The organism is Pinibacter soli, from assembly GCF_029961145.1.
In the GTDB taxonomy this organism is placed as follows: Bacteria; Bacteroidota; Bacteroidia; order Chitinophagales; family Chitinophagaceae; genus Pinibacter; species Pinibacter soli.
In genome coordinates this window covers 897,228-910,019 of sequence record NZ_JASBRG010000007.1, presented here as the reverse complement: position 1 = coordinate 910,019, position 12,792 = coordinate 897,228, and the positions used below count along the sequence as shown (strand labels likewise).

The following is a 12,792-nucleotide window of genomic DNA, read 5'->3' as shown; positions in this document are numbered from 1 at the left end:
TTATTTTTTACCTACGTACGTCAAACACACGTCGCCCAAAATATCTAGACGAAGCTACTCGGACCTTTTTACTTAATAAACATATGAAACAACTGCCAGGAAAATTACTATTGCTACTTCTTTCTCTCTCATGTTTTTTTGCAAAAGCGCAAAACAAACAGCTTAATATTTTAATCATCATTTCAGACGATCATGCTTATCAAGCCATTGGTGCATATGGCAGCAGGATGATGCCTACGCCTGGCATTGACAGGTTGGCAAAAGAAGGTGCTATTTTCAAAAATGCATTTGTAACCAACTCTATTTGCGGTCCCAGCAGGGCCTGTCTGCTGACCGGAAAATACAGTCATGTAAACGGGTTTAAAGACAACCAAAGCACATTCGATGCAAGCCAGGATGTGTTTGTGAAAAGATTAAAAGCTGCGGGTTATCAAACTGCGTGGCTGGGTAAATGGCACCTGGAATCAAAACCACAGGGATTTGATTATTGGGAAATAGTGCCGGGCCAGGGCCACTATTACAATCCTGATTTTATTCAAATGAACGGAGATACGGTGTTGAAAGAAGGGTATGTAACGAATATCATCACCGATATGGCTGAGAAGTGGATAACGAACAGAGATACTTCCAAACCGTTTTGCATGGTGGTAGGACATAAAGCTACGCACAGAGTATGGATTCCCGACACGCAGGATCTTGGTCGTTTTGACAATATTAAATATCCTTTGCCTGCCAACTTTTACGATAACTATGACGGTCGTTATGCAGCTGCTCACCAGGACATGAACATTGCCAATACCATGCGATTGGGTTATGATTTAAAAGTATTGCCCGATACAGGATTTGGCAAGGGAAACTATACAAGAATGAATGCGGAGCAACGCAAAGCATTTGACGCATATTATAAACCAATTGAAAAAGACTTTTTGTCAAAACATTTGACCGGCAAGGAGCTTACTGAATGGAAATATCAAAGATATATCCATGATTATTTAAGCACGGCCGCTTCGCTGGATAGGAATATTGGCGAGTTATTAGACTATCTCGATAAAAATAATCTTGCACAAAACACACTCGTGATCTACTTATCTGATCAGGGATTTTATTTGGGAGAACATGGATGGTTCGACAAAAGATTTATGTATGAAGAGTCAATGAAAACACCAATGCTGGCGAGGTTTCCGAATGTTATAAAACCCGGAACAGTGTATAGGGATCTGGTCATGAACATAGACATAGCACCTATGGCATTGGATCTGGCGGGGCTTTCAATACCAAAGGAAATACAAGGCAAGTCCATGCTTCCATTGTTTAAGAATAAAGAATACAAGACAAGAGATGCTGTGTATTATCATTATTACGAATGGGGAGAACATTCAGTAGTTCCGCATTTCGGTGTAAGGACTTCAAGGTATAAATTGATCCGTTTTTACCAGATAACCGATAAATGGGAACTATATGATCTTTCTAAAGATCCGCACGAAATGCACAACGTTTACGGCGAAAAAAAATATGAAAAAGAACAAGCAAAGCTGATAACGAGATTGAATGAGTTAGCGAAACAGTATGCCGATGTAGAAGCAGCGAAGGTTTTGGAAACTCCGTAGGGGCAAATCAGGAATTAAGAATTAGGAATTAGGAATCAATGTCGTTTCCTTAAGGACACATCTTCTGAATGAGATTGCTTAGCCCGTTTCTTGTTTGTTTATTTTACTTGATATAATTCAACCATTCATTCTCTGCAGGGGCTCGCAATGACGCGCCCATTCTCGAATTCTGCGGTAACAGGTTGTTGGATAAAGCTCAAAATAGCAGCGCCGTCATTGCGAGACCCTGCAGAGGATGGAGATTGCAAAAGGAATCTATTCCTGAAGCGTAAGGAACGGGTCGAAGCAATCTCGTTTAAGGAAATTATTCTTAAGGAAACGGCATTGAATTAGGAATTAAGAATTCATCCTGTGTTGCAGGAGAAATGAAAGTAAGCCTCACGCTATGGTTTGTGGAGATACGAACCATAGCGCGACGCACCAACAGCTTCTTTCGTTGATCAGCAAAGAAAAAGCAGATTGAACGAACGGATAATTTTTGACTTTTAACTTTTGACTTTTGAATTATTTAGGGATGAAAAAGATAGCAGTATTTATCGTTGCACTCTTAAGCTTGTTGCAGGTGCATGCACAAGACGATCTCGATCTTGCAGTCATGCTGCAGAAGACACCGGATAGTAATCAGATATTTAAATCGGACGATTACTACACCTGGTGCAGCAGTGTGATAAAAGGGGAGGACGGTAAGTACCATATGCTCTACTCAAGATGGCCGCATGGAAAACGGTCATTGAGCGGCGACTCAATGAATTATATTTTCGATGGCTTTAGTGGATGGCTCAGGTACAGCGAGATAGCATATGCGACCGCTGATAAACTAGAGAGCCCTTATCACTATGTAAAGACAATTTTGAAGGGAACGGGAGATAATGATGTTTGGGATCGCTTTACCATGCACAATCCGCAGATAAGGAAATTCGGCAAATACTATTATCTGTATTACATCAGCAATTCCTTTGATTCAAGCTTTAGTTTGCCTGGCAAGCCCCGCGATGAGAAATGGATGCATTGGCTGCAATACAACTGTACACAAAAAGTGGGTGTCTTGAAAGCCGCTTCATTAAAGGACTTGATTAACGGTAAATTTGAAAAATCTGCTCAGCCTATCATGCAGGCAGATAGTGAACATAGTTTTGAAGTAACTACCAATCCCTCCGTTACACAAGGTCCCGATGGGAAATTTTACATGATGTACAAATCCCGCAAACCGAACGTTGGTAACATGACCATGTGGATGGCTGTTTGCGATAGGCCCGATGGCGTATTCAAAACCATATCCGAAGTGTTTACTAAACCTGAGATGGCTTGCGAAGATCCTTGTTTGTGGTATGATCATAAAAGAAAAAGATTTTATGCTGCCGTGAAATATTATTCAAACGCAAAAGTGCTGGCGCCTGACTTTGGAGATCTTGTACTCATTACATCAGAAGATGGTAGGGTCTGGACGCCAGCAGCGCATTCTTTAATTTCTCTGAAAGAGCTACAACTAAAAGGGCAGCAGCAAATTCATCTTGCGCATCTGGAAAGACCGTTTGTTTTTACGGATAACAATGGGCAGCCGAAAGCCTTGTTTGCAGCCGCTTCTATCGAAGAGCCTTCAAAGGGAGATGTGGCAAAACCGGCGCCGGCGTTTAATACTTTTAACGTAAGCTTTTTAATAAAGTAAAAAGTAAAAAGTAAAAACTTTTAAAAACTAATGCTCCCGGATTAATAAAAGATATTTGATTAGGAGACAATTTTTCTTTTTGCTTTAACCGTTTGTATATGAGACAAAGAATATTATCGCTCGTTGTTTTGGTATTTGCTTGTATTTGCTCAAAGGCACAATCAGTAAACATCATCCCAAAACCATCTTTTGCAGAGAGCCTGAAAGGTAATGCATTTGTTACCGCCCACACACAAATAAAAGGAAGAAGCAATGTTGCAAAATCAGCAACCTTTCTTGCAGATTATTTGCACAAAATGTATGGACTAACACCCGCAGTAACAAACAAGTTCAAGCATGGTACGGAAACTGAAATTGAATTGACTATTGCACCAAAGAACAATGCAATTAAAGGTGCATACTCGCTTACAGTAAAAGACAAAAAAATAACAATAACCGGATCCGATGAAGAAGGCGTTTTTTATGGTATACAATCACTTATTCAATTATTGCCAACAGCAAAAAGTAATCGCCTGATCATTCCTGCAGTTAAAGTAAAAGATGAGCCACGCTTTGCTTACAGAGGCGGCCATTTCGATGTGGGCAGACATTTCTTCGATGTTGCTTTTATCAAAAAATACATCGACCTGTTGGCTATGTACAAGTTCAATACATTTCACTGGCATTTAACTGAGGACCAGGCTTGGAGAATTGAAATAAAAAAGTATCCGGAGCTTACACGGGTGGGCGCTTATAGAAACGGTACAATTATTAATCATTATCCCGGTAATGGAAATGACAATACTCCTGAAGAAGGTTTCTATACACAAGAACAAGTGAAGGAAATAGTAGCATATGCCGCAGCCAGATACATAACTGTTATCCCTGAAATTGAACTGCCCGGTCACAGCAGTGCAGCGATAGCAGCATATCCTTCGTTAAGTTGTTTTCCGAAAAGAGTTACCAATATTCCTGTCAATATGGTATCTCAGCGCAGCGTGAAAGAAGCGCAAAAAAATAACCGAGTGAAATTTGTGCAGGAAACATGGGGTGTATTTGATGATGTGTATTGCGCAGGAAAAGACTCTACTTTCTATTTTTTACAGGATGTGTTAGAAGAAGTGATGGCGTTGTTTCCATCAAAATATATTCATATTGGTGGAGATGAATGTCCGAAGACCTTTTGGAAGCAATGTCCGGCTTGCCAGAAAAGGATCAGGGATAATCATCTGAAAGACGAGTTTGAATTACAATGTTACTTTATTGAAAGAATCGAACAATACGTAAACAGCAAAGGCAAAAACGTTATAGGATGGGATGAAATACTAGAAGGTGGGTTAGCACCAAATGCGGCTGTTATGAGCTGGAGAGGAGAGAAAGGCGGTATAGAAGCTGCCAAACAACATCACAATGTTGTGATGACTCCCGGTGAGTTTTGTTATTTAAACAGAGCGAATTCGCAAAAAGAAGACTCCTTGACTGCAGGCAATAGTTTGCATATTGAAAAAGTATATAGCTATAATCCTGTTCCGGCTGCGTTGAGTGCAGAAGAAGCAAAATACATCATGGGTGCGCAGGCTTGTTTGTGGACAGAATATATTACCAATCCGGCTAAAGTAGAATATATGCTCCTGCCGAGATTAAGTGCCATGAGCGAGGTGCTGTGGACCGCTCCTGAAAAAAAGAACTGGGTCGAATTTTCAGGAAGACTGGATAACGAATTCAAACGCTATGATTGGTTGGGGTTGAATTATTGCAAAATCTACCTAAGAGATAAAAAGTAAAGCAGATCGTTTTGTTGTTTCTGGTTTTGTGCCGGCGCGTCAAACTTATTGTTTGGGCGGCCGGCATTTTTTAGTGGCTAGGTATTGATTTCAACTTTTGCACTAAAAGCTCTGTAATGCGCGGCTAATTTTTGCAAACGTTAATTAGTGTGTGACGTTTCTGTTTCCAGGTGTTTGTTTTTTTGTCAAATTGATAAATATGTTCTCCTATTCCGCAAGCTCCTGCCAGAATGTATGTTGTCAGGGTTTTGTTTTTGACATTTATTTTTGAAGGAAAGAATGACACCGAATCAGTTAGGAATTTATCCAGAGCGAATTGCTGTCTATTCGTTTGCATGAAGTAGCTATAAGTGGGGCCGCTGCTGCTGAGGCAATCGTTGACCACAGCAATATCGTCATCGCCATCAAAGTTTAAATCGGCAACAACTATGTCTCCAAAGTCGTTGTCAACAATCCGCCTGTTTGATTTGAAATGCGTTGTGTATGAAGTTGCACTGTCGCAACTAGAGAACGTTTTAAAATAATAAGTAAAAGATGTCAGGGACAAGCTGTCAATCAATAGTCCGGTTGATTTGTTTTTGATAAAAACCTTTAATGAACAAGAGTCTAGTTTCTCCGCACTGTCGGTGTATTGTTTGAAGTCGATTGAAATGTCAAATTGTTTTGAAAGCTTAGTTTGCGTACAATTGTTTGCTCTTGTTAAAACGAATTTGGGTGTCTCGCGGTTGATCTGTTTGGTAGTGTGTGGTAATATCCTGTTGCCTTTTTGCTCCTGCTGTGTCCAGCATGCGGAAAGGAAAAGTAGCGCTATGATAATTGATGGTCTCATTATAGGACACACGCAGTTCGTCTTTTTCGACTGCTTCAGGGTTTAAATTTTATTTCTTTTCACCAATTGCCTGATCGACACCAAATGTCCGAACAGCACAACCGGTACAACAAATGTAGGCAACCAGCTAAAAGGAAAATAAAGTATAGCAATATTCGGTTGATCAAACGCAAATTTCTGTGCCGGTGATGGCACCGAAAATAATGCATTCAAAACGATGTTTGATAAAAGCCCAAGGCAGATTATGTTCCAAATTAAAAGTCCGCTCCGCCCGATCCTGTGTTTTGTAAAAACGAGGTAGGCTATTATCGGTGCCGTTATTCCTGAGAGTATGTCAAAGTTTCTTCCTTCGAAGGTCATCAGCTTTGGAATTGCTTTATTGAAAAAGAGCCAAAGTAAAACAATCTCTACAGGTATTCTTACAATGTGTATATACGTGATATTTTTCAGTGGAATACTGTCTATGAATTGTCTTCCTTTTGTTGATGCAAACAATAGAATAATTGTCAGCAAAGCAGGTAAAATTCCAAGTAACATTATTTTGGGCGGAAATGAATTTGTATTGCTGCTGTAAACGTCCTTAAGTGTTATGGTCGCCTGTATGACTAACCAAATTGTCAAGCCCAAAAAAACGGGAGTTGATTTTGTTCGTCTACTTTCAGAATTTGATTCTCTGATGGTCCATATAAATAACATGAGCGTGAGTATGGTTGTCAATCCAAAAGTCAAAGAAATATAAGCGGGCAAGTTTTCCATGTGTTATATTTAATCTTTGTTTCTGAGGCGTTTTGCAAAAAAGCAAGTTGCACGGATTTGTGACTTACAAAGCTTCTGCTAATTGAAAATATGAGTTGAATGTAAGAAGTAAAGTTAGCTTATTCAAGAGTTCATCATGGTTGTGGCATTTTCTTGCACGTGCTTTATCTTTCTTCAGTTTTGCATTTGTGGTTTTTGTCAGACTTTTGGCTTGTAATCAATTCCAAAATATTTTCCATATTCACTTAAAGGCTGCAAATTCATTTTCTTTCTTCGTTTGTCAACATTTTTTTCGTTCTTAATTGGATCAAACACCATCTTTTTTGTTGTAGCATCCTGGTGTACCTGGCTGCCATAAATTTGATAGCCATGCTTCGCCAATGAAAGCCGGTCAGTTAATAATGCCAGATCCTGGGGTTTTGCTTTTTTCTGACTTACAGCCTTTTTTAAAAGAGGTAAATATTTTTCCCAATTCGTAGAGTCAGCATGTTGAATGACGAGGAACAAGGTTGAATTTCCCGTTGATCCAACAGTTTCTTCACTTTGCCAGCCATAGGTATCTATAAAGCTTGTTATGGCAATCAGATTCATTGAGTCCTTTAGTTGCATTTCCGGCCAGTAGCGGAGCGCTTCCTGCGAATTGTAACCATATGTCTTAGCCGCTTTTTGCCATTTCCTTCTTATTGCCTGATCTTCCAGAAAAATGCTATCGAGATAATTTGTCCACTCAAGATTTTGGTTTGGAGCAGTGCGTTCTTTTGTGTTTTTTATGTGCTGCATCAGCGTGTCAAACCTAGGTTGATCGGTCCTTCTCAGGATATTGAAAGCAGTGTCTGAAGTGATCTTTAAATAGTTTACATAGTCCTGCTTCCAAAGCCGCTCGATATTTTTAAAAGAAGAATCGCAATTATTTGCCAATGCAAAAATTCTGGCGGCTTTAAACCTGTCCTTTGGTGTTCCGCGCCACTGAAAGGATTCAAACGCGGCATTCAGATGATATGTCGCTTTAGTGTATTCTTTGATCTCGCTTAACGAGTCTGCTATTGCAAGATTGATATTGTATTCTGCGGGGGGAACGAGTAGTTGCTGTGCATGGCAAAATTGTCCGATGTAAAGAGACAGGATAAATAGTAACGATCTCATTTGGGGTTATAGTAATTGTGAGTGATGCGTTGTTGGTAATTGTTTGTTTATGGGGCGGTAGCCAAGTTAATAATTATTAATGTAGCGAACTAATTTCTCATCGCATTATTTGTCTTGCTGATTACTTTTTAACGTAAAATTTAGAGACGAAATGAAACCCATGAAATTATAGTGAAATGATAAGCGAGTTTATAATTGGACTACCGGTGGTATATAACCGAAAATTGCAAGTTCGGCATTGTTTTTTAAAAGATGAGTTTTGCCATTTGTAAGCACATACACATTGTCGGCGACATCGAGTATTGAAATGTACATGTGATCTGTAACAATGATTCCTTTGTTAGCCTTTTCCTCAATAATCAGCTGCGAGATTTTTTCTATTTGTAAAGGCATTAAATGAGTGAAGGGCTCGTCCAATATAACAAATTTCGATTTTGATTTTAATATTAAGTAGGTTTCGAGAAAACGCCTTTCTCCTCCTGATAAGTTTTTAACGCATCGGCGCGAAGTGGATCTGAATTCCGGAAATCGGTTCGAGAATTCACCAAAATCCAATTCGAAATCTTCAAAGACCCGCGCTAAATTTAGAAATGCAGGTGCAAAATTGAATTGAGGCAGGTATCTAAGCAAGTCGGGCCTGCTGCAAGGTTTTGCTATGGGCGTGCCGTCGAATCGTATCGATTTTTCGTTCGTCTCCAGCGCTCCATATACTATCTTAAATAAACTTGTTTTGCCTTGGCCATTCCGTCCCAGCAATGCGGTGATCTTGTTGGTTTCGCACCTAACAGCTATGTCAGACAATATTCTTCTTTCACCAAACGAAAGCTGAATGCTATCAAATTCTAAAACGTGTTTCATCGAAATTTATTTACCTGAACAATAACAATGAGATAAAGCAGCATATCGAAGATTAAGGTTGTTGTCCATAAGACTTTTTTTGATACGCCTAAGTTTTGATAGTAGTAAAACTCGTTGCCATTATAGTTGCGGACGAAATGATAAATGATAAACAACGAAGTTATTTTACCCCAAAACAGCGTAGCGAAAATGGGATATCCATACTCCCAAGATAAAAATGAGAAAGCTAATGTCAACATGAAGCCTGCTAAAAAGTATCTGCGATAAAAGGTTAGTATAAGCCTCAGCTTAACTAAACTTTTACTAATGTAGGTGCTGTTGTTTATCATTGTCAAATATGCAGGTATTAATTAACTACAATCGTGAAGCACAGGCGCATCCACGATCGCGGACGTGATCTACAGTGCCGGGATCGCAACCAAATTAATAATTGAGAATGTAGTGCAATAATTTACTTGCGGATTATTTCGCTTGCCTGCAATTTTTTAACGTAAAATTTAGATTAAACACCACAAGCAACAACCGTTTAGTGGTTGCTTGTGGAAATATGATTTTGCGGGAAGTAATTTGAAGTTGGAGTACACCTTAATCAGATGTGTTCCGCAATTATTTCTTTTCGGATGTAGTCTACTACTTCTCTATCAAACAGTGCAATAAAGTCTTTGGCCCTTTGTGTATTAAACTCTCCGTGTTTGTCTTCTCCCCGTATTACAGAATGACCCTCCTTGTCTTCAGCCCTTTCCAGAAATATGGTTGTGTTGCTTGAAGTTGCCCATTCTATTGCATCTCCGGCATACATGAATGAATACCGGGTTACCGTATCACCTATTTTTACTAACAGGTGTACTTGCCGGTTTTCCCATTCTACCACCTCCATACTGTCTTTTTGGTTATGAAAATCTGTAAGCTTGATAAACATCGTTGAAGTATCACCGGAAACATCGGGGTGGCGCCTTACCAGTACCGTTATAGGAGTGGTGTCAATGGCAAGATGAGGATTGGACGCAATTACCTTTAATACAATTTTCTGCAAATTGGTCTTTTGCGTTCCGAAATTATACTCTTTAATCGGAGGATTGGAATCCATGCAGCCGGTAAATAGAAAAAATAGTCCTGCGAATAATGGGGGTTGTAAGTATTTCATTGGCTTTGTTTATGAACTTTCAACGGGTTAAGGCTGAGCCATTAATGTACAAAATTTCAAACAAGAAAAGAATACATTCCATTGGTCAACAATTTCGCACCTGAGTTGTTGTTTTTGTATATAGTCAAATCATTTTTACATCTGTATAATTGTTAACGTTTTATGAAACATCTATTACCCATACTCGTTTTTTTATTGCCCTTTATTACAAAGGCCCAGTCCAATGGATTGAACTATAAAGTAGAGGACCGTTATTTATATTATGGCGAGGTTGTGCCGGTTGATACTTCTTTTACTGTTGCCGACCTGTATAAGAATGCCAAATTGTATGTTGTTAAGCTGGCGTTGCCAGACATTAAAACGCTTACCGATGACCCAACAGGAGGTACACTTGCCGTTGCTGTGGAAGAACCCGGAACTTACAAAACGGAAACGGGTATTGGTACCATACCAATGAAATTGAAATACAATATTAAATTAGAAATGAAGCAGGGCCGGTACCGTTATACCATTGATAACATCATGGTCAATTATACGGACGATGGACGGAGTGTAGATCATCCATTGTACGATGTGGACAAAGGTAAAGGCGGCGGCATTATTGGCAATGGCGAAAGGAAGCGCATACTGAAATCAATGGATGCATTGTTTGTGCGTAAAATTGATTTGTTAAAAAATACTATGAAAGTCAGGTCAGACGGCTTCTAGCGCTTCACTTTGGCTTGATGGGTTAAATTTCTTTTGGTGTATGTAGTAAAAGAAAAGTGCTCCTGCCAGGTATGCAAATGTATCCCATACATCGCCGACAGTATCGGATGTAAACTGCGGCACGATCCATTCACATAGCAGTCCGGTGTAAATAGCTGCAACCAGGAGCCAGTGCAGAGAGTAGATGTAGTTACGTCCACGCAGAAGTAGATGGCGGGTGCAGGTTCGCGCAAAATGTGCGACCGCAGGGATGAATGCAAAATCTGTCAGCCATCCGTTTAGATATGGCAGAGGATAGTGTAAATAACGAAAGAAATGCACTAGAAGCCAGATAGCAATGTACATGCAGAACAGCGGATCGAATAGTTGCTTAACTACAGCGCCATAAGAACGGCGAGTCCAATGGCTATTGTAGCACCTCCGAGTAGAATAATGGTGCTCCAGAATCCCACATGCTTTCCCATCTTCACTGCAGGGTTGTCCTTTTCGTGAATGGGTAATATCGAAGCTTTTAAACTTTTCCATAGTGAATCCTCTTTTTCTTTGGTGTCCATCATAATGAATTTACGTTGCGAAAATACGTTGTTAATGGCCGAAGTTTTCTGAATTAGTTGATGGGAACTTTTTGGATCACAAAATCGTCCGCAGCGCAAAAGTTTTTACCATTAAAGTTGGAAAGATTGGTTGAGCTGTAGAAGATGTTGTATTAGCGAGGCTCATTGCCTCACAGGCAGTACAGTGCAGGACGCGAAAACTGCAAACAACAACTAATTTGATGACTTCTAATATAGCAAGCAATTTTGTGCCACTGTTTCCACGGTGGCTTTTTATTTATACATATTAATTGCTTTGTTGAGGCAACCAATCTGTTTTGAAATTTAATCAGACAAACCATGAAGTTTACCCTTCTTTACATTTTGTTCAATTCGTTTTTCATGTTGTCGTTTGGGCAATCCGGCGCTTCTATAGAAATTAGGCAACTCAATATTAAGGCGCCCTTTACAATGCCGGCGATTGATGTTCCTGATTTCAGCAAATGCCCTCGATTTAATATCACGTCTTTCGGTGCGGTACCGGGTGATAAAAATGCAACTTTTCGGGCCATAGCAAAAGCAATTGATACAGCTAATAAAATCGGTGGCGGTGTTGTGATCATTCCCAAAGGACTGTGGTTAACGGCACAGTTGCATTTTAAAAGCAATGTTGAATTGCATCTTGAGAAAGATGCCGTTTTGGAATTCTCCGAACGCCCCGAAGATTATTTACCGGCGGTCTCTTCATCCTGGGAAGGAATGGAATGTTATAATTTCTCACCATTGATCTATGCTTATAAATGTAAGAATGTAGCGATTACAGGACAGGGAGAATTGAAGGCCCGCATGGATGTTTGGAAACAATGGTTTGCCCGTCCAAATGCACATATGGAAAGTCTTAAGAGATTGTACAATATGGCCTGGAATAATGTTCCCGTGGAAAAGCGTGAAATGACTGATGATAGTGCCCATCTTCGCCCTCAGTTCATCCAGTTCAATCGTTGCGAGAATGTTTTACTTGAAGGTGTTAAAATAACCAACAGTCCATTCTGGACGATCCATCCATACCTGTCAAAAAATGTTGTGATAAGAAATGTCCACGTATATGCGCATGGGCATAACAACGATGGAGTGGATCCTGAGATGAGCCAAAATGTGCTGATTGAAAATTGTACTTTCGATCAGGGCGACGACGCAATCGCCATTAAGTCTGGCCGTAACCCGGAAGGATGGCGCTTAAAAACGCCTGCGAAAAATGTTGTCATTCGTAATTGTGTTGTTAAGAACGGCCATCAACTGGTGGCGATTGGAAGCGAACTTTCCGGAGGAATTGAAAATGTATTTGCCGATAGTTGTACTGTGCTGGATGGCGCCAAATTGAATCATCTGTTGTTCATCAAAACGAATGAGCGGATGGGAGGGTATGTGAAAAATATTTACGCCAGCAATATCGCCTCCGGTAAAATTGACCTTGGCGTTTTAGGAATCGAGACAGATGTTTTATACCAGTGGAAAACATTGGTGCCTACTTATGAACGCAGACTTACGCCAATACAAGGCGTGTATTTGGACAATATTAAATCCAAAGAAGTGAAATTTATTGTGAGGGTATTGGGACAGGCTGAGTTGCCAGTGCGTGACGTTTTGCTCAAAAATATTTCCGTAGAAAAAGTGGACGAAAAAGAAAGTATACTGGAAAATGTAGTTGGTTATTCGAAAGATTGATCCGCGGTGTTTTCTTCTATGTGGTTTAAGAAATAGAGCTACGTCTTTTATACTCAAACT

Annotated in this window: 11 protein-coding genes; 5 read left to right on the top strand and 6 right to left on the bottom strand. The window is 39.9% G+C overall.

The features are described 5' to 3' along the window. The first annotated feature begins 83 nt into the window (after nt 1–83). The 3 genes from QJ048_RS14540 to QJ048_RS14530 all read left to right on the top strand — a co-directional run bounded on the left by QJ048_RS14540 (nt 84) and on the right by QJ048_RS14530 (nt 5,036). Entirely contained in the window at nt 84–1,607 is a 1,524-nt protein-coding gene (locus QJ048_RS14540) for a sulfatase family protein (RefSeq protein ID WP_282335107.1), read from the top strand. A gap of 514 nt (nt 1,608–2,121) precedes the next feature. Further along, nucleotides 2,122–3,273, top strand: coding sequence for a glycoside hydrolase family protein (locus QJ048_RS14535; RefSeq protein ID WP_282335106.1), 1,152 nt, complete (start codon nt 2,122–2,124; stop codon nt 3,271–3,273). A 98-nt stretch (nt 3,274–3,371) separates the two neighbouring features. Further along, nucleotides 3,372–5,036 carry a beta-N-acetylhexosaminidase gene (locus QJ048_RS14530; protein ID WP_282335105.1) on the top strand — a complete coding sequence of 555 codons (1,665 nt, stop codon included), beginning with the start codon at nt 3,372–3,374 and terminating at the stop codon, nt 5,034–5,036. 124 nt (nt 5,037–5,160) lie between these two features. Here the strand turns inward: QJ048_RS14530 and QJ048_RS14525 are convergent, their stop codons facing one another. From QJ048_RS14525 to QJ048_RS14505, 5 genes are all read right to left on the bottom strand, one after another. Next, entirely contained in the window at nt 5,161–5,865 is a 705-nt protein-coding gene (locus QJ048_RS14525) for an XAC2610-related protein (RefSeq protein ID WP_282335104.1), read from the bottom strand. A gap of 42 nt (nt 5,866–5,907) precedes the next feature. Further along, entirely contained in the window at nt 5,908–6,621 is a 714-nt protein-coding gene (locus tag QJ048_RS14520; RefSeq protein WP_282335103.1) for a hypothetical protein, read from the bottom strand. 198 nt (nt 6,622–6,819) lie between these two features. Then, a complete protein-coding gene (locus tag QJ048_RS14515; protein WP_282335102.1) occupies nt 6,820–7,764 on the bottom strand; it encodes a DUF6624 domain-containing protein in 945 nt (314 codons plus the stop codon). Between the two features lie 189 nt (nt 7,765–7,953). After that, on the bottom strand, nt 7,954–8,622 hold the full coding sequence (locus QJ048_RS14510; protein WP_282335101.1) for an ATP-binding cassette domain-containing protein: 669 nt from the start codon (nt 8,620–8,622) through the stop codon (nt 7,954–7,956). Between the two features lie 589 nt (nt 8,623–9,211). Continuing rightward, nucleotides 9,212–9,766, bottom strand: a complete 555-nt coding sequence (locus QJ048_RS14505; RefSeq protein WP_282335100.1) for a hypothetical protein — start codon at nt 9,764–9,766, stop codon at nt 9,212–9,214. 162 nt (nt 9,767–9,928) lie between these two features. Here QJ048_RS14505 and QJ048_RS14500 point away from each other — a divergent pair, with 162 nt between their 5' ends. Then, the gene (locus tag QJ048_RS14500) at nt 9,929–10,474 is read left to right on the top strand and encodes a DUF4468 domain-containing protein (RefSeq protein ID WP_282335099.1); all 546 of its coding nucleotides are present in this window, start codon (nt 9,929–9,931) and stop codon (nt 10,472–10,474) included. A 374-nt stretch (nt 10,475–10,848) separates the two neighbouring features. Here the strand turns inward: QJ048_RS14500 and QJ048_RS14495 are convergent, their stop codons facing one another. Continuing rightward, the gene (locus QJ048_RS14495) at nt 10,849–11,028 is read right to left on the bottom strand and encodes a hypothetical protein (protein WP_282335098.1); all 180 of its coding nucleotides are present in this window, start codon (nt 11,026–11,028) and stop codon (nt 10,849–10,851) included. Nucleotides 11,029–11,367: 339 nt separating this feature from the next. On the opposite strand from QJ048_RS14495, the gene QJ048_RS14490 reads away from it, so the two are divergent. Next, nucleotides 11,368–12,732, top strand: coding sequence for a glycoside hydrolase family 28 protein (locus QJ048_RS14490; protein ID WP_282335097.1), 1,365 nt, complete (start codon nt 11,368–11,370; stop codon nt 12,730–12,732). The last annotated feature ends 60 nt before the right edge of the window (nt 12,733–12,792 follow it).

Excerpts from the sequence above, each read along its gene's own strand:
- QJ048_RS14535 (WP_282335106.1), top strand. The coding sequence starts at position 2,122 with ATGAAAAAGATAGCAGTATTTATCGTTGCACTCTTAAGCTTGTTGCAG.
- QJ048_RS14510 (WP_282335101.1), bottom strand. The coding sequence starts at position 8,622 with ATGAAACACGTTTTAGAATTTGATAGCATTCAGCTTTCGTTTGGTGAA.
- QJ048_RS14495 (WP_282335098.1), bottom strand. The coding sequence starts at position 11,028 with ATGGACACCAAAGAAAAAGAGGATTCACTATGGAAAAGTTTAAAAGCT.
- QJ048_RS14515 (WP_282335102.1), bottom strand. The coding sequence starts at position 7,764 with ATGAGATCGTTACTATTTATCCTGTCTCTTTACATCGGACAATTTTGC.
- QJ048_RS14540 (WP_282335107.1), top strand. The coding sequence starts at position 84 with ATGAAACAACTGCCAGGAAAATTACTATTGCTACTTCTTTCTCTCTCA.
- QJ048_RS14530 (WP_282335105.1), top strand. The coding sequence starts at position 3,372 with ATGAGACAAAGAATATTATCGCTCGTTGTTTTGGTATTTGCTTGTATT.
- QJ048_RS14520 (WP_282335103.1), bottom strand. The coding sequence starts at position 6,621 with ATGGAAAACTTGCCCGCTTATATTTCTTTGACTTTTGGATTGACAACC.
- QJ048_RS14490 (WP_282335097.1), top strand. The coding sequence starts at position 11,368 with ATGAAGTTTACCCTTCTTTACATTTTGTTCAATTCGTTTTTCATGTTG.
- QJ048_RS14500 (WP_282335099.1), top strand. The coding sequence starts at position 9,929 with ATGAAACATCTATTACCCATACTCGTTTTTTTATTGCCCTTTATTACA.
- QJ048_RS14525 (WP_282335104.1), bottom strand. The coding sequence starts at position 5,865 with ATGAGACCATCAATTATCATAGCGCTACTTTTCCTTTCCGCATGCTGG.
- QJ048_RS14505 (WP_282335100.1), bottom strand. The coding sequence starts at position 9,766 with ATGAAATACTTACAACCCCCATTATTCGCAGGACTATTTTTTCTATTT.